Origin of the sequence: Paraburkholderia sp. BL18I3N2 (genome assembly GCF_003001875.1) — a bacterium.
In the GTDB taxonomy this organism is placed as follows: Bacteria; Pseudomonadota; Gammaproteobacteria; order Burkholderiales; family Burkholderiaceae; genus Paraburkholderia; species Paraburkholderia phytofirmans.
The window spans coordinates 24,920-41,700 of sequence record NZ_PVNC01000033.1 but is presented as its reverse complement, the minus strand read 5'-3'; the positions used below and the strand labels follow the sequence as shown (position 1 = coordinate 41,700).

General features: G+C 61.6%; 11 protein-coding genes. All 11 read left to right on the top strand.

Annotated features, from left to right (window positions below; all coding sequences use genetic code 11):
- Positions 1-290 (top strand): sugar phosphate nucleotidyltransferase (locus B0G75_RS37955; protein WP_374956954.1); only part of this gene is annotated, 290 nt, incomplete at its 5' end.
- On the top strand, positions 275-826 hold the full coding sequence (rfbC, locus tag B0G75_RS37950) for a dTDP-4-dehydrorhamnose 3,5-epimerase (protein WP_106314779.1): 552 nt from the start codon (positions 275-277) through the stop codon (positions 824-826). The genes B0G75_RS37955 and rfbC, both read left to right, overlap by 16 nt.
- A 9-nt stretch (positions 827-835) precedes the next feature.
- Positions 836-1,732 (top strand): dTDP-4-dehydrorhamnose reductase, encoded by an 897-nt coding sequence (gene rfbD, locus B0G75_RS37945; RefSeq protein ID WP_106314778.1) that lies wholly within the window; start codon positions 836-838, stop codon positions 1,730-1,732.
- On the top strand, positions 1,729-2,625 hold the full coding sequence (locus tag B0G75_RS37940; RefSeq protein ID WP_181309438.1) for a glycosyltransferase family 2 protein: 897 nt from the start codon (positions 1,729-1,731) through the stop codon (positions 2,623-2,625). The genes rfbD and B0G75_RS37940 overlap by 4 nt, the downstream gene beginning before the upstream one ends.
- An 83-nt stretch (positions 2,626-2,708) precedes the next feature.
- The gene (locus B0G75_RS37935) at positions 2,709-4,880 is read left to right on the top strand and encodes a glycosyltransferase (RefSeq protein WP_106314776.1); all 2,172 of its coding nucleotides are present in this window, start codon (positions 2,709-2,711) and stop codon (positions 4,878-4,880) included.
- A 125-nt stretch (positions 4,881-5,005) separates the two neighbouring features.
- Positions 5,006-5,893, top strand: coding sequence for an ABC transporter permease (locus B0G75_RS37930; protein WP_106314775.1), 888 nt, complete (start codon positions 5,006-5,008; stop codon positions 5,891-5,893).
- 56 nt (positions 5,894-5,949) lie between these two features.
- Entirely contained in the window at positions 5,950-8,403 is a 2,454-nt protein-coding gene (locus B0G75_RS37925; RefSeq protein ID WP_106314774.1) for a glycosyltransferase, read from the top strand.
- A gap of 89 nt (positions 8,404-8,492) precedes the next feature.
- Positions 8,493-9,968: an ABC transporter ATP-binding protein gene (locus B0G75_RS37920; RefSeq protein WP_374956953.1), complete on the top strand. Its 1,476-nt coding sequence runs from the start codon at positions 8,493-8,495 to the stop codon at positions 9,966-9,968.
- Between the two features lie 85 nt (positions 9,969-10,053).
- Positions 10,054-14,148, top strand: a complete 4,095-nt coding sequence (locus tag B0G75_RS37915) for a glycosyltransferase (protein WP_106314773.1) — start codon at positions 10,054-10,056, stop codon at positions 14,146-14,148.
- A gap of 27 nt (positions 14,149-14,175) precedes the next feature.
- Positions 14,176-15,312 carry a non-hydrolyzing UDP-N-acetylglucosamine 2-epimerase gene (wecB, locus tag B0G75_RS37910; RefSeq protein ID WP_106314772.1) on the top strand — a complete coding sequence of 379 codons (1,137 nt, stop codon included), beginning with the start codon at positions 14,176-14,178 and terminating at the stop codon, positions 15,310-15,312.
- Between the two features lie 121 nt (positions 15,313-15,433).
- On the top strand, positions 15,434-16,735 hold the full coding sequence (locus B0G75_RS37905) for a hypothetical protein (RefSeq protein WP_106314771.1): 1,302 nt from the start codon (positions 15,434-15,436) through the stop codon (positions 16,733-16,735).
- The last annotated feature ends 46 nt before the right edge of the window (positions 16,736-16,781 follow it).

The window sequence follows — 16,781 nt, the reverse complement described above, 5'->3', positions numbered from 1 at the left end:
TCAACTCGCGTTATCTCGCCAACGCCGCGCTCGAAGTGGAAATCATGGGCCGTGGTTACGCGTGGCTCGATACCGGCACGCATGACTCGCTGATCGAAGCCGCGACCTTCATCGCCACGCTGCAGAAGCGCCAGGGCCTGGTGGTCGCGTGTCCGGAAGAAATCGCTTACCGGCAGAAGTGGATCGACGGCGAGCAGTTGCAGGCGCTCGCCAAACCGCTCGCGAAGAACGCCTACGGCAAGTATCTACAAAACCTTCTTACGGACCAAGTAGCATGGCCATCCAAGTAACCGCTACCACGCTGCCTGAAGTCAAGATCATCGAGCCCAAAGTGTTCGGCGATGCGAGAGGCTTTTTCTTCGAGAGCTTCAATGCGAAGGAATTCGCCGAGCAGGTCGAGCCGGGCGTCGAATTCGTGCAGGACAACCATTCGCGCTCCGCGAAGGGCGTGCTGCGTGGGCTCCACTACCAGGTCCAGAATGCGCAGGGCAAGCTCGTGCGCGTCGTCGAAGGTGAAGTGTTCGACGTCGCGGTGGACATCCGCAAGAGTTCGCCGAATTTCGGCAAGTGGGCGGGCGTGGTTCTGTCGGTCGACAACCATCGTCAGTTGTGGGTGCCGCCCGGTTTCGCGCACGGTTTCGTGGTGCTGTCCGAGTCCGCGCAGTTCCTCTACAAGACGACCGACTACTGGTATCCCGAGCACGAGCGCAGCATCCTCTGGAACGATCCGGCGATCGGCATCGAGTGGCCGATCGACCAGGAGCCGCTGCTGGCGGCGAAAGACGCCGCGGCCAAGCTTCTGGCCGATGCCGACGTCTTCGCATAAGGGGTTGGCATGAGCGCACATGATGCCAGGCGGACGATCCTCGTCACTGGTGTAAACGGCCAGGTGGGTTTCGAGCTCGCGCGTACGCTGCAAGGGCTCGGCACCGTGGTCGCGGTGGATCGCGCCGCGATGGACCTGTCCGATCCGGATCAGGTTCGCGCCGTGGTGCGCAACATCCGGCCGACGCTGATCGTCAATCCTGCGGCCTATACGGCGGTGGACAAAGCGGAAGAGGAACTCGATCTCGCCATGCGCATCAACGGCGAAGTGCCGGGCGTGCTCGCTGAAGAAGCGAAAAAGCTGGGTGCGGCGCTGGTTCACTATTCGACCGACTATGTCTTCAACGGCGAGAAAGACGGCGCCTACGTCGAAGACGATCCCGCCGATCCGCAAAACGCGTACGGGCGCACCAAGCTGGCCGGCGAGCAGGCCATCGCCGCGAGCGGATGTGACCACCTGATTTTTCGCACGAGCTGGGTGTACGGCACGCGCGGCAAGAACTTCCTGTTGACGATGCTGCGTCTGGGCGCGGAGCGCGACGAATTGAGCGTGGTCGCCGACCAGGTCGGCGCGCCGACCTGGTCGAAAACGATTGCCACGCTCACGGCAAACGTACTCGCACAAGCAGCGGCGCCGGGGCAGAGCGACTGGTGGCAGCAGCATTCGGGTGTTTATCACCTGACCGCGGCGGGTTCGGCGTCGTGGCACGGTTTTGCCGAGGCCATTTTCGAACTGTCGGGCCTGGCGAAAACGCCGACCGTCAAGCCGATCCCGGCTGCTTCCTATCCGACGCCGGCGAAGCGGCCCGGCAACTCGCGCATGTCGAATGACAAGCTCGCACGGACGTTCGGCGTGCAGGCGCCGGATTGGCGCGACGCCTTGCAACTTTGCCTGGGCGAGCGTTGAGCGGCACCCCGCTGACATCGCGTACGGGTGCCGTCGTTGTTTTCTACAACCCCGATGCGGCCTGTATCGAGCGGGCCAACCGGCTCGCCGCATGGATGCACTGCGTGGTGGTCGACAACACGCCGGACGTGCGCCCGGCGAGCGAGCTGGGACTTGCCGGCGCGATCGAGTACCTGCCCAACGGCGAGAACGCGGGCATCGCGACGGCGATCAATCAGGGCGTCGAAGCGCTGATTCGCGGCGGCTTCGACATGGCGATCATCTTCGATCAGGACAGCGAGCCGCCAGCGTCGCTATTCACGGAGTTGCCGAAGGTGATCGACGCGGCCAACACGTCGGGCGAGCGGGTCGCGCTGGCGGGTCCGGCTTATGAAGACGCGCGCCTGCGCGGCCTTGCGCCGTTCGTGCGCTTCAAGTGGGGCACGCTGGAGCGGATCGTGCCGCAGGGCGATCAGCCTATCGAGGTCGACTTCCTGATTTCGTCGGGGTCGTGCATCAATTTGCGCTGGTGGTCGAGCGTTGGTCCGATGGACGACGCGCTTTTCATCGATTTCGTCGACCTGGAATGGTGTGTGCGTGCCAAGCAGAAGGGCTACCGGGTGTTGGGCGTGCCGTGGGTGCACATGAGCCATGAACTTGGCGGCGAGCCGGTCCGCATCCTGGGGCGCGCGTATCCCATGCATAGCCCGTTGCGCCACTACTACCTGTTCCGCAACGCCATCGTGCTGATTCGCCGCTCCTATGTGCCCTGGACGTGGAAGTCGTCCGAACTGGTCAAGTTTCCGGTGCGGCTCGTCATCTATTCATTGATGCCTTCGCAGCGGCTGGCCCATCTGAAAATGGCCTTGCTCGGTATGTGGGACGGCATTCGCGGGCGGCTGGGTAGACTTTAAAACGCGGTGCGACAGCAGTCGGTGCCATTGGCCAAAACTCCACGGGCAACAGGCGTCTCGTCGGATGCGTAGGAATGAATTGCATGAACACAAAATTTGATGAGCATCAGCAGGAAGCAGTCAGTCAGGACGTGTCCCGAGATGAGCCGTTGTCGCCCGGCGCCGAGGATGCACGCCGTCTTCAGGCGCGCGTGACACAGCTCGAGAAACAGCTCACCGACGCGCTCAACGACGGCGTGTCGATTGCCAAGCTCAACAATCGGATTCTGCAGCTGGAAGTCGAGCAGGCCACTTTGCTCCAGTCGACTTCGTGGCGTGTGACGGCACCGCTGCGTTCAGTGGGCCGTATCGCGGCGGCGGTCCGCCTCGCATTCAGCACCATTGGCCGGCAGGCCGAGGTCAGGGGCGGGCTGGGCAGCGCGCTGGGCTATTACGCGTCGGTGATCGGGCGCGAAGGTCTGCCGGGCGTCGTGGCGCGCGTGCGCCGGCTCAAAAGCGGACGCGGATTCGCCGACGGTCCGCCGCGTGACGAGGTCTACCACGAGTGGATCAGCCAGTACGATACGGTCACGCCGACCAAGCAACGCGAAATCGAAGCGGAAATCGGCCTGTTGGCGCGCAAGCCGCTGATTTCCGTCGTCGTGCCCACGTTCAATAGCGGCGAGCGTCTGCTGCGCGAAATGGTGGCGTCGGTGCAGGCGCAGATCTATCCGCACTGGGAGCTGTGCATCGCGGACGATGCGTCGACCCAGCCGCACGTCAAAGCCGTCCTGCAGGAGCTCGCCGCGGCCGACAGCCGCATCAAGGTCGTCTTCCGTGAGACGAACGGCCACATTTCCGAAGCCAGCAATAGCGCGCTCGCGCTAGCAACGGGGGAATACGTCGCCTTGCTGGATCACGACGACCTGCTGCCGCCGCACGCGCTGTACATGGTGGCGCGCTACATCAATCTGCATCCGCAAGGCCGGATGTTCTACAGCGACGAAGACAAGCTCACCACCGAGGGCAAACGCACCACGCCTTACTTCAAGTGCGACTGGAACCCGCAGATGTTCCTGACGCAGAACATGTTCTCCCATCTGGGCGTGTTCGAGACGAAGCTGGTTCGGGACGCGGGCGGTTTCAGGAAGGGCTTCGAAGGCAGCCAGGATTACGATCTGGCGTTGCGTTGCGTGGAACTCGCCGGCGACGACAGCGTGATCCACATTCCGCATGTGCTGTATCACTGGCGCATCGTGCCGGGCAGCACGGCGGGCAGCGGCAGCGAAAAGCCGTATGCGCTAGTCGCCGCGATTCGCGCGCTGGAAGATCACCTGAAGCGCGCGAACATCAGCGCGACGGTCGAGCATCCGGTGGAATCGCTCGGGGTGCTGCGCGTGCGTTATACGCTGCCGAGTCCGCAACCCAAAGTGTCGATCATCATTCCGACGCGCGATGGGCTTGCGCTGCTCAAGCAATGTGTGGACAGTGTTTTTGCCTACACGCTTTATCAGAATTTCGAGATCATCATCGTCGACAACGGCAGCGTGAAGCCGGAGACAATGAAATATTTCGACGAAGTGTCGCAGCGTCCCAATGTGCGTGTATTGCGCGATGAATCGCCATTCAATTTCTCGGCGCTGAATAATCACGCGGCGCGCGTGGCGACCGGTGAATTCCTCTGTCTCCTGAACAACGATATCGAGGTGATCTCGCCGGACTGGTTGAATGAAATGGTCAGTCTGGCCAATCTGCCGCGCGCCGGCGCGGTGGGCGCCTGCCTGTGGTATCCGACTGACGCGTTGCAGCACGGCGGTGTGGTGCTCGGTCTCGGCGGGATTGCCGGCCACATGCATCACATGATGAAGCGCGGGCACTTCGGGTACTTCGGTCGCGCGGCGGCGACGCAGAATCTGTCGGCGGTGACGGCCGCTTGCCTCGTCGTCAAGAAGTCGGTCTACGACGAAGTAGGCGGTCTGGAAGAAGACCTGGCCGTCGCCTTCAACGACGTGGACTTCTGCATGAAGCTGCTGAAGGCGGGCTACCGCAATATCTGGACGCCGTATGCCGAGATGTACCACCACGAATCGGCGACTCGCGGCTCGGACCTCGATCCGGACAAGTACGAGCGGTTCGTGAGCGAAATCCGCCGCATGGAGGCACGTTGGGAAGGCTGGTTCGAACGCGATCCGGCGTACAACCCCAATCTGTCGCTCAGCTGCGAGGTGCGGCCGTTTACGCTGGCGTCGCCGCCGCGCATCGGCCAGTTCGAATAGCGGCGCAGGCGCTTTGGTGTCTGCATGAAGCCGCGTGAGGCGTGCTGGGGCTTGATTTGACGGCGTTCAGTCCGCTACGGCAGAATGCCGGGTTAAGATGGCGGCGGCTGTATTCACGAATAATCATGACGTTCCGGCGCGCCTGTCAACACGCCGCCGGAATTTTTAGCACCGTTTGCATCGGTTTGACAATCGAATTGCAGACGGTTTGTCGGAACCTATCAATGCAAATTTCTGTTTTGCGGCATCGGTCGCTTTTGTGGGACTTTGTCCGCCGTGACCTGGCGACCAAATTCCGCGGTTCGGCGCTCGGCTCCGTCTGGATGATCGTTACGCCAATCCTGACTTTGCTGGTCTATTTCTTTGTTTTTAGCGTCGTGTTTAAGGCGCGTTGGGCCGGCGAGGGGTTAAACAGCAAGGCGTCCGCGCTGATTCTTTTCAGCGGGCTGATCACTTACACGTTCTTTTCCGAATGCTTTCTGCGCGCGCCGATGCTGATGCGCGAGAATCCGAACTTTATCAAAAAGGTCGTGTTCCCGCTGGAGGTGTTGCCGCTCGCCATTACCTTGTCCGCAGTCGTGAACGCGGCGATCGGCTACGGCCTTCTGCTCCTGTTCAACCTGGTGTTCGTCGGGCTGCCGCCGCTGTCCGCTATTGCACTGCCGGTCGTTCTGTTGCCGATGTTTTTCGCCGTGCTGGGCGTGACGTATCTGCTGGCGTCGCTCGGCGTGTATCTGCCCGACATCAAGCTGCTGGTGCCGCCGATTTCCATGGCTATCATGTATCTGAGCCCGGTGTTTTATCCGCTCGACATGGTGCCGCAAATCCTGCGCTTCGCGGTGGCGATGAATCCTTTTACACCGGTGCTGGAAAACGTTCGGCACGTATTTTTCTTTGGCCAATGGCCGGATGTGGTCGGCATGATTATTCAGTTGGCCGTGTCGATTGCTTTTCTGTGCGCGTGCTATTGGTTTTTCATGAAATCCAAAAAAGGATTTCCTGATGTGCTTTAGGAAATTCGCTTAAAGGTATAAGTCGAATTAACGTCGGCAGGTATTGGATTAATATAATGAATAGCAAGAAGGCGCGTGTTGGCATTGTTATCGTAACCTTCAATTCAGCGGAGGTGTTCGCGCTTGCGATCGAGAGTCTGATCAAGACCCGAAGCGATACGGAATTCGTGGTGGCCGCGATCGATAACGCATCCCGGCCGGCTGAGCGTGCCGCCGTGCAGGCCACGTTCGAACATGCCGTCGCCCAGCAAGGCTTGCAAGGCAAATTCTTTCAGCAAGACAAGAACCTCGGCTTTTCCGGTGGCAATAACATCGGGATCCAATACTGCCTGGCGGATCCGACGATCACGCATATCTGCCTGCTCAATAGCGACGTCATCGTCACCGACCATTGGCTGGACTATCTCGTCGCGGCGGATAAGGATGCGATCGGTCCGCTGACCAACGCGTCGAACAATGAGCAGGGCATTCCCATTCCCTACCATCTCGGCGACCGCAACCGACTGGGCGAAGGCAGCGCCGCGCTCGATATGCCGGTGCTCAAGGAGTTCGCGATCCGCCGGCGCGAAGGCTGGCTCGGCTTGACGGTGGACAGCGACTTCCTGAGTTACTACTGCGTGCTGTTTTCGCGTGAGTTGATCGAACGCGTCGGCGTGCTCGACGAGCGCTTCTTTCCAGGCGCATACGAAGACGACGACCACTGCGTCCGCATTTTGCAAGGCGGATTCAAGATGCACGTGGCGCGCGATGTATACATCCACCATTGGGGCTCGGCGTCGTTCGGCAAGCTGGATGTCGTCGAGGCGCAGGGATTCGCCGCGCAGAATCGCGCGCGTTTCGAAGAGAAGCATGGCCGCGCATGGCAGGACCGCACGCGCCTGTCCGTGACCGCGTGGATGCAGGATTCGTTGTTTGCGATTGCCTCGCCGAAACGGTTTCCGATTCACCTCGAAACGCATCATCTCTACGCGCGCCAGATGCGCACGCTCGTGGAAGGCCTCGAGGCCTATTCGAAGCATCTAAATGGCGAAATCGCGCGCAGGCAGGCTGAGCAGTTGAACGACTTGCGTTCGCTGGTGATGGGGCGTCATGTCGACGAACCCGTGACTGTGGCGTCGTTGTTGCCCGTGATCAACGGCATCGACGCGGATATCGAGCAATACCTGTCGACGGACGGCGAAGGGGTCTCGCCGCAAGTCGTGCAGCGTATGAAGGTTCGATTCGAGTCGTTCGCTAATGAACTGGATGCGCTAGTCGCCAGGACGTCGCGTACGGCTCGCGAGCTGACCGCGATGCAAGCCGCCAAGTCGCAGGACAAGCCGCTCAGCTTCAAGCAGCGCGTGACGAACCGGCTGGCTCGCGCCGCGCAATTCCCCACTTCGAAGGTGAGCCGCCTCGTACGCGGATACGAATTGTTGCAACTGCTGCGGCATGGCGACGGAATTCTTTTCTTCGCTCCGTATCCGACCAAGGAGCGTGAGCGCGATGGCTATTTTCAGCGCGTCAAGGCAATCGATTCGCTGTTTCCCTCGAAACACAGGGTGTATTGCGATGTGCGGGATCATGTAGAGGCCAAGCCCTTTATTGAAAGAGCGGCGCACAACGCATGGGTGCTGAATATCCACCTGAGGTCGGCCAATCAGCGCCGGCTCGTAGCGCTGCTGGCGCGCCGCTTCAAACGCGTTTATTTCCACAGCGTCTTGCGCATGCCGAATGCGGCAGCGGAAGCGGCGCTTCGCGCGCCGGGCCTGAAATGGGTGCTCGACGTGCACGGTGTCGTGCCCGAAGAGTTCCGGATGCACAACGATTTCTTCTCCGCGCGTATCCATGACGATTGCGAGCGCATGGCGGTGGAGAAAGCGAGCCGTGTAATTGTCGTGTCGCAGGCCATGGGCAACTATCTCGCGCACAAGTACCGCGAGCTGTTGCGCGCGAAAGTGATTGTCTTGCCGATCTTCGCATTGGAAGAAGGAAGCGAAGGGGCGCGGCCCTACAAGGATGGCCGGCCCACGGTCATTTATGCCGGTGGCACGCAGAAGTGGCAAAACGTACCCGCCATGATGAACGTGGTTGCGCGAGCACTGGACCACGCCGACTGGTGGATGTACACGCCGGATGTCGAGGTGATGAGAAACGCGGCGGCGCCCGAGGTTCAAAACCACCCGAACTTCCATGTGGCCAGCGCGACGCGTGCCGAGCTCAACGAGGTGTACCAGCAGTGCCATTTCGGCTTCATTCTGCGCGACGACATGGTGGTGAACCACGTGTCCTGTCCGACGAAGCTGATCGAGTATCTGGCGTTCGGCATCGTGCCCATCGTGGGCACGCCCAACATCGGCGACTTCAACACGTACGGCATGCGTTACGTGAGTGTCGAGGATTTTGCCAAGGGGCTGATTCCGGACGCGGCCACGCGCATGGAGATGGCCGCGCACAATCGGGCCATCTGCGAGCGGCTGGTCGAGCAGAAGGCCACGGGCGAGAAGGAACTCATCGAGGCGCTGACCTAGTCGGCTAACCGGGGCCGCCGCGCAAAGAGAGGCGGGCGGCTCCCGATCACAGCTTTGTGTAAAGCTGTTCATCAACAAAGAGAGTGGTCTTGGACGATATAGCTATCCACGTTCGCGATTTGAGCAAGCGTTACGAACTTTATGCGAAGCCTCACCATCGGCTGGCGCAGATGCTGCTTCGCGGGCGTCGGCAGTTTTTCGGCGAATTCTGGCCGCTGCGCAACATCTCCTTCAACGTGAAGAAGGGCGAGGCAGTGGGTATCGTGGGCCGTAACGGCGCCGGTAAATCGACACTGCTGCAGATCATCGCCGGCGTCCTGTCGCCCACCCAGGGCGACGTGGAAGTCCATGGCCGGGTCGCGGCCCTGCTGGAATTGGGCAGCGGTTTCAACCCGGAGTTTACCGGCCGCGAGAACGCTTATCTGAACGGCTCGATTCTTGGCCTGACGCGCAAGGAAATGGACGCCGCCATGCCGGAGATCATCCGCTTCGCGGCGATCGGCGATTTCTTCGATCAACCCGTCAAGCACTACTCGAGCGGGATGATGGTGCGCGTTGCCTTTGCAGTGCAGGTGCAGCTGAACCCGGACGTGCTGATCGTCGACGAGGCACTGGCCGTCGGCGACGCGCTGTTCCAGAAGCGCTGCTATCAGCGCATTCGCCAGTTGCGGGATCGCGGCGTCGCGATTCTGTTCGTGTCGCACGACATCGAATCGGTCCGAACGTTTACCGACCGCGCGATTTTGCTCCACCACGGCGAGGTCATGGCGGCAGGGCCGTCCGGCGAAGTCGTGCTGGCCTATCGCAAACTATTGCACGACGAGGAAAACCTCGCCAAGCAGAAAGAGATCGCCGAGCACAAGCAGGCGCTCAAGGCGAACACCGCACCGGCGGTCGCGGCGCCCGTCGAATCGCCGCAGCTGACGGCGCCCGCCGCGACGGCCGAGCCGCTCGAGGCCGCTGCCGCTGAAGGCCATCTCGGGCAAGCCGTGTCGAACGTCTCGGACGCAGCGGATCAGATGGAAACCGAGGCGCGCAACGAAGGCGGCAAGTTCGAATTCGGCAGCCTCGAGGCGCTGATTACAGACGTCTCCGTGCTCGACGGCGCGGGCGAGCAATGCACCACGTTCTATACCGGCGATACAGTCAAGATCGTGGTGAAATTCTCGATTCGTGAGGACATGGACAAGCTCTATGTCAACCTGCGCATCCGCAACAAGGAAGGCATCAAGATGTACTCCTGGGGGACGTTCAACCAGGATGCCGAACTGATCGCCGGCAAGCAGGATGGGTTCATTTTCTGGAACCGCAAATTCCGCGCGGGCGAAGAGCATTCCGTCGTCTTCACGATGGACTCCTGCGCGTTGGGCGAAAATTTCTACGAAGTGCAGGCTTCGCTGATCCACCAGGAGTCGATGAACTTCTCCGATCAGGCGATCTTGCACTGGATCGACGAGGCCGCGTTCTTCATGGTCCGCGCGCGCGTCGACACGCATTTCTTCGGTGGCGTGTGCGATCTGCACATGCGCGCCGAACTTGAAGCACCCACCGGCGAAGCCTCGTAAGTCAACGCCTGTCAGTCGCAACAAGCAGGGCGGCTGACCTTCTTCGACAAAACGGCTCGCCGTACAAAACCTTGGTATCGACTGTATGACCGTGTTTTCAAGCCACGATGTGCGAGCATGCTTGCGCCAGTGCGTCACCTGTTTCGGGCACGGCAGGGTACTGTACATCGGCGCGCACGCCGCTGATGCGCTCGACTTCCTGCTGGCCGCGGGAACCGATCCGTACGCGCTTTCGCTCGACGCGGATGGCGGGGCGCAAGCCGATCATCGGTTCGTGTCCGACCGGCTCGAAGCGGCGTCCGTCACGGCGCCCGCTCTCGACATTGCCCGGCGTGAATCTTTCGACGCGGCGATCGTGATTCTCCCGCTGAACGGGTTGGCTGCCGAAGCGGCAACGTGGCTCGAGCTGATTGCGCAGGCGGGGATCAGGAACGTCGCGCTGGTGACACCGGCCGCGCAGAACCGCAGCGACGCAGCATCAGCCGGCCAGGCCAAAAAACAGGCCTTCGAACTTGGGTTTCGCATTCACGCCCGCTCGACGTTCGCGCGGCTGACTCATCCGCTGCCGCCGTTGGGCGGCTACGAAGTCTGCGCGTTCGAGCGTGCTGCGAACGCGTCGGCGGAACACCACCCCGCACCGGCCGAAGATATCTTGCGGCATATCGACCCGGTGTCGCAAACCGCAGCCGCCGAGTTCACGCAGATCGACGGTTTCGTTCGAGTCGGCGACACCGTTCTCGTGCTGGACGATACGGCCGGCAGTGGCGCTTACATCGTTGCGCAGAATTCAATCGCGCGCCACGTGCTCGGCCTCGTGCCGGACGCGTCGCGGTGCGGTTACGCGTCGACTCAGTATGGCGAGGCCGGACGCGTCGATTTCAAGCCGTGGGCCAGTGATGCATTGCATGACCTTGCGAGCCATTCATTCGACGTGGTGATCTGCCGCGACCTTCGCCGCTTCGCGCCGCTCGACTGGCCACGGCTCGCCGACATCGTGCGGCCGGGCGGCCGCTTGATTCTCGGCCTTCAGGCGCCGGAAAGTGCGGGCGACGCATCTGTCGAATTACAGTCGCCGGTCGAACTGCTGCGCGCGAGTACCGGTTCGACCCACGCAAGCTGGCTGCCGGAATGCGCGTTTATTTTGCCGCCGGGTGCGCCGTCGGACGTCGCCTGGCGCAAGACGGCACTCGACGAGCGCCTCGTGGCCAGCGATGGTCATCTGATTGTCGTGTCGATGCGCGATCCCGTCGGTGCGGATGCTTCGGCTTTTGTCGATACGATGTTCCAGCACGCCGATTCGCCGGCGTTCAATGTCCTGCCGGACGCACGCAACATGGTGAATCCATGGCTCTTCCGGAGCATGGTGACCATCGGCACGCGCATGAACAACGACGCCGAATTGGGAAGCCTGCAAGCGCGAGTGCTGGAGCAGGCGCCGCACGACACCGCCGACTACGGCGCCGCGCTGTGCGGCCACGCGTATCGCGTGCTTGCCGCACGGGCCTCGACCGACACGGTGCGCACTTGCGTGGCGGAGATTCAGGCGTACCTGGATACGAATAAGAAGGACGCACAATATCTGCGGTGGTCGATCTCGCAGAGTTATGTGGCCGCGAAACTGTTGCAGGCGGTAGGCGATCTGGAAGGTGCCGAGGCTTGGGCATTGAAGTGCGCCGCGATGGACCCGGTTCCGTTTAGCCCGCTGCTGACAACCAAGACGGTTGCCGCGCTCGATCTGGCGGCCAGCTTTGCCGTAGCCCGCCGCGACTATGAGGCCGCGCGCCGGTATCTCGAGCGGGCGGTGCAGGAAGTCCAACGGGTTCTGTCGGGCGACTGGGTGAACATTCTCGGCGACACAGCGAAGCCGTTGAGCTTCGGGTTGCCGGAAGTGTCGCAACTGGCCGAGTTGGGCGCACGGTGCGCTTATCTCCTGAATTATCTTGCCGATGCCGAGTATCGGCCCGGGCTGGTGTGGCGTGAACACCGGGGGTTTTACGAGCGTGTGTTCGAAGCAAAAGACACCCAGCTCGAAGCCTTGTTGGACCGCAACACCTTCCTGTACGGCGAGACACAGCGTCTGGAGGATGTCGCCCGGCACTTGAAAGGCGAAGCCGACCGGCTGGAAGGCGTCATCCGGCAAGGCAAAGATGAAGAGGCTCGCCTTGAGGGCTTGATTCAGGCGGGCAGGATCGAGGCAGACCGCCTCGAAGCCGTGATTAGAGAGAAGGATCGCGAAGTGGCTGCTCTCAAACAGACCGCTGCTGCAGACGAAGCAGAGAAGGCTCGTCTCGCGGCCGCGCTCAATGAACAGGTGCTGACTAGCGAGGCGCTGCGTGCCGCCGTTGCGCGGACCTTGAAGGCCAGGTTGCTGCGCGCAACTCGCGCGCTGTCGCGGCGGCTAGGTATGACGGGCCGCGCCCGCCGGCCCGCACCGGCCGCTCCGCCTCCCGCGCCGGTCCCGGCTCCCGTCAAGCGCTTCCCCAATGCGCCGTTGTTGCTTGACGAAGGGCGCGTCGCGCAATGGCTCGGGCAGTTCGACGCGGATGCGCCGCGCTGGGCATCCAGCCAGGCGCTCGCGTCTGTCTTGCCGGCAAGCGAGCGCGGCACGGGCGACCTGAATGCGGACGACGCGCAACTGAAAATCGTCGCCGCCGCCGATTTGCGGTCTTTGGGACCGCAAGCGCCGGGCGTGGTGATCGTCGCCGTGTTCGAGGCGGGCGACAACCCGTACGCATTGCGCAGCGACGTCTACGATCATGTGGACTTGTGTATTGCACTGGACCACAAAGTGTTCCTTGGACTGGCGTTGCTTCACCCCATGGTGATCGAAGCGGCGCCCGCGAACGTCGTCGACTCCGCGCGCCGTTTCTGGAAGGCGATCAACAGCACGCAGCCGCTGATCGTGCCGGACGCCGCCGCCTTCAACCCTTCGGTCGCGCCGGTTGTCATGCTGCAGGTCGACAGCTTCATGGTCGGCGGTCTCGAACGCGTTGTCTTCGACTTGCTGGACCGTTTGGGCAAGGCGGGCTTTCAACCGATGCTCGGCGTCACGGGCGACATCGCGACCGAGGCCGAGGCCGAACTCAAGCAGCGCCAGTTCGACTACGTGCGCCTGCCGGGCGATCCCGCCGAGCTTCGCGCGGTGCTGGTCGAGCGGAAGGTGGCGCTCGTCAATGCTCACTATTCGCTGACGCTGAGTGACGTGTGCGCTTCGCTGAAAATACCGTTCGTCCAGACCGTGCATAACATGTACATGTGGCTCGATGCCGCGGGCAAGGAACAGTGGCGTCGCGTGGATGAAGTGACGGACGCGTATATCTGCGTGTCGGCCAATGTCGCGATGTTCGCCGATGTGAATCTGCGCCTGAGCGCGGAGCGCATGATCGTCGTGCCGAACGGCTGCGACTCGGGCAGCGCGATGCCCTTGCTCGAACCGGAGCGCGACCTCGCGCTGCGCGAGGAGCTCGGATTTCCAGCGGATAGTCCCGTATTCGTCAACGTCGCCTCGATCAATCCGGTGAAGGGTCAGGGTCTGTTGATCGACGCGTTTGCGATCGCGCATGCGAAGCGGCCCGACATCCGCCTCGTGATCCTTGGCAAGCATTCGGATGCCGGCTACGCTGCACGGCTCCAGGAGCGCATCGCGCATCACGGCTTGCAAGGCGTGGTGTCGATGCCCGGCTATCGGTCCGACGTCTATCGATTCGTCGATCTGGCGCGCGCAGTCGTAATGCCGTCCTTTACCGAAGGCTGGAGTCTGGCGATATCGGAGACGCTTCAGCGCAACGCGCCGGTCATCGCCACCGATGTCGGCGGTGCCCGCGAACAGTTGATCGGCGAGGCAAGCACGGTGATTCGCGCCTATCGTGACGACTGGTCGACGCTGGACGGCGCCGAGTTCTATCAGGCCATCGTCAACGAATGGGAACTGCACGCGGTTCGCGACGAACTGGCCAGGACGATGGTCGAGCACGCCGAGCGGCCGGTGCGCCAGCCACGCGAGAGTTTGCAGCAGTCGTTCCAGTCGATGACGCCGACGGAAGCCTACACGCGGCACGCGGAGATTTTCGCGGCCGTCCTGACTCGCACGAACGCCGATTACGTTCGCTATGCGTCGTATCTGCCTCAGCGTCAAAGCCGTTACTTCAAGTTGACCGATGCGCGGCCCGAAGTGGTCTGAAGCTGCCGGAATAAAAGGATATTTACCATGGCAAAGAAAAAAGTAGTGGTGTTTGCCGGCACGCGGCCGGAAGCGATCAAGGTCATCTCGGTGGTGCAGGCGCTGCGCGCGGCGCCCGACGATTTCGACGTGTGCCTGTGCTCGGTCGGACAGCATCGGGAAATGCTGATGCAGGCTTTCGCGGACTTCGGCGTGACGCCGGACGCGAGTCTGGACGTGATGTCGCAGAATCAGTCGCTGGCTGGGCTGAGCGCGCGTCTGTTCACCGCGATCGATGAATTCCTCGCCGCGCAGTCGCCCGACATCATCCTCGTGCAGGGCGATACGATGACCGTTCAGGTGGCGGCGTTGACGGCTTTCTATCGTCGCATTCGCGTCGGGCACATCGAAGCCGGGTTGCGCAGCCATGACATGGCCGCGCCGTTTCCGGAGGAACTCAATCGACGCGTGGCGTCGCTCGTGACCGATCTCCATTTCGCACCGACGGAACTGTCGAAGAAGAATCTGCTGGCGGAGCAGGTGCCCGCGGAACAGATCTTTGTGACCGGCAATACCGTGGTGGACGCGCTGTATCTGATGCTCGAACGCCTGAAGAACGAGCATGTCGAGTTGCCGGAGCGAGTCGAGGCCGCGCTCGCGGAAGGGCGGCGCATCGTGCTGGTGACGGGGCATCGTCGCGAGAGTTTCGGACCTGGCTTCGAGAATATCTGCACAGCGTTGCGGACGATCGCCGAGGCGCATCCCGACGTGCGTATCGTCTATCCGGTGCATATGAATCCGAAAGTCCGGGAGGTCGTCAACCGCGTGTTGAGCGATCAGCCGGGCGTCTATCTGGAAGAGCCGCTGACCTACAAGCCGTTCCAGCGGCTCATGGCGGCGAGTCACATTATCCTGACCGATTCGGGCGGGATCCAGGAGGAAGGGCCCGCGTTGGGCAAGCCGGTTCTCGTAATGCGCGATGTGACCGAGCGGCCGGAAGGCGTCGAGTCCGGTGTCAACAAACTGGTCGGCACGGATGTGGCCACGATCGTTCGTGAGACGGCGCGTTTGCTCGACGATCCCGCTGCTTATCAGGCCATGTCCGCCGGCAAGAACCCGTTTGGCGACGGGACTGCGGGCGCTCAGATCGTCGCCATTCTGAAGGCGAAGTTCGCGCAGTCCTGATTGGCATGTCGCTGACAGTCGCGGGCCGGGCATCGTTGAACTCGCCCGCTCGCGCTTGCGTTCAGCCCGCATTCGGCGGACCGCTGTCAGTGTGCAAAGTCGTATTGATCGATAAAAAAATATGAAATCCAAAGACCGCATCTGGGCAGCGGGGGCGCCCATCACGGCCGGCCCGAATGCTCCGGTGATCGATGACAAGACCTCTAACGGGATCTGGCTGCTAGCCGTCTTTGCAATCACCCTCGGGCTGACGTTTGCGCGGATGCCGCAACGCCTGACACAAGGCTTTCTTTGGGCGGAGGACGTATCGATCTTTCTCAAGGGCGGCTATGAGGAGGGCTTCAGGTCGATATTCGCGCCATACGCGGGCTATCTTCACGCCGTTCCGCGCCTGCTCGTCGCGGCATATGCATCACTGGGGTCGCCTGTCCACGCGCCGCTGGTCCTGGCGTGGGTCTGCGCGATCGTGCTGGCCGGCGCTGCAACACTGCTCTTCACTGCCGTGTATCGCCATGTCGGCCGCGTTGCGGCCATGTGCTTCGCGCTTGCGCTGATTGTCGTCCCTCAGGATGGCGAAATATGGCTGACCGTCACCAATCTCCAATGGATCCTCGGGCCTTTGCTTCTCGTTCTGCTCTGGCGGGAATTCGTGGCCGGACAGGTTTTTCCAGCGCGAGTGTTTTATCTCGACGCGGTGCTAATCGTTCTGCTGGCTCTCACGGGTCCGTTTGGCCTTGTGTTCAGTGTGTTCGTGATTGGGGCTGCTTTCATCAAGGGGCGGCGCGAGTGGACACGTCGCACATGGGGCCTGTTTGTCGCATACGGTTTGGCGCTGACGGCCCAAATGGCGTGCCTGCTGCACGCGAGCTCGCAAGGCGGGCTGGTCAATTTCAATCCGGCGGATTTCCATTGGATCAGTTCTTTCCTGCGGTATTTTGTTCTCGATTTTATAAGTCCGGCTTCGTTGAACGATAAATGGAGCGTTGGCATGCGCATAGGCGCGTCGCTTATCGCTATCGCATGTTGTGGTTTTGCGCTGTACAAGACGCCCGGCAATTATCGTTTTGCATGTGTCGCGCTTGTTTTTCTCGCTGTGCTGTTCTGGGCACTTGGCATAGCCCGGTTTGGCCGCACGGATCTCCCCATGCGATGGTCGATGGGTGGATCGAGATATCTCTACGTGCCATTCGTGTTCTGCTTCTGGACACTGGTTATTTGCCTTTCAAAGGCGAATGGCGTTGGTGCCAAATTGGCAGCGGGTGCGCCCCTGCTGCTGATCTGTATTTCCAGCGCGACTGGTTTTGCGAGCGGGAAATGGCCCGCGACGAATATTACGTCGCTAGTGACCGGTAATGCCGTTTCGTACCGGTTATCGCCTCCACCCGGCGATTCATTCGGCACGACCATCAGGACCGCGCGGTAAGGCCCTTAAGCCGTCGCATGGCATCGGAAAATCGGCCTGTGTTCGC

Excerpts from the sequence above, each read along its gene's own strand:
- B0G75_RS37905 (WP_106314771.1), top strand. The coding sequence starts at position 15,434 with ATGAAATCCAAAGACCGCATCTGGGCAGCGGGGGCGCCCATCACGGCC.
- B0G75_RS37930 (WP_106314775.1), top strand. The coding sequence starts at position 5,006 with ATGACGTTCCGGCGCGCCTGTCAACACGCCGCCGGAATTTTTAGCACC.
- B0G75_RS37925 (WP_106314774.1), top strand. The coding sequence starts at position 5,950 with ATGAATAGCAAGAAGGCGCGTGTTGGCATTGTTATCGTAACCTTCAAT.
- wecB (WP_106314772.1), top strand. The coding sequence starts at position 14,176 with ATGGCAAAGAAAAAAGTAGTGGTGTTTGCCGGCACGCGGCCGGAAGCG.
- B0G75_RS37935 (WP_106314776.1), top strand. The coding sequence starts at position 2,709 with ATGAACACAAAATTTGATGAGCATCAGCAGGAAGCAGTCAGTCAGGAC.
- B0G75_RS37915 (WP_106314773.1), top strand. The coding sequence starts at position 10,054 with ATGACCGTGTTTTCAAGCCACGATGTGCGAGCATGCTTGCGCCAGTGC.
- rfbC (WP_106314779.1), top strand. The coding sequence starts at position 275 with ATGGCCATCCAAGTAACCGCTACCACGCTGCCTGAAGTCAAGATCATC.
- rfbD (WP_106314778.1), top strand. The coding sequence starts at position 836 with ATGAGCGCACATGATGCCAGGCGGACGATCCTCGTCACTGGTGTAAAC.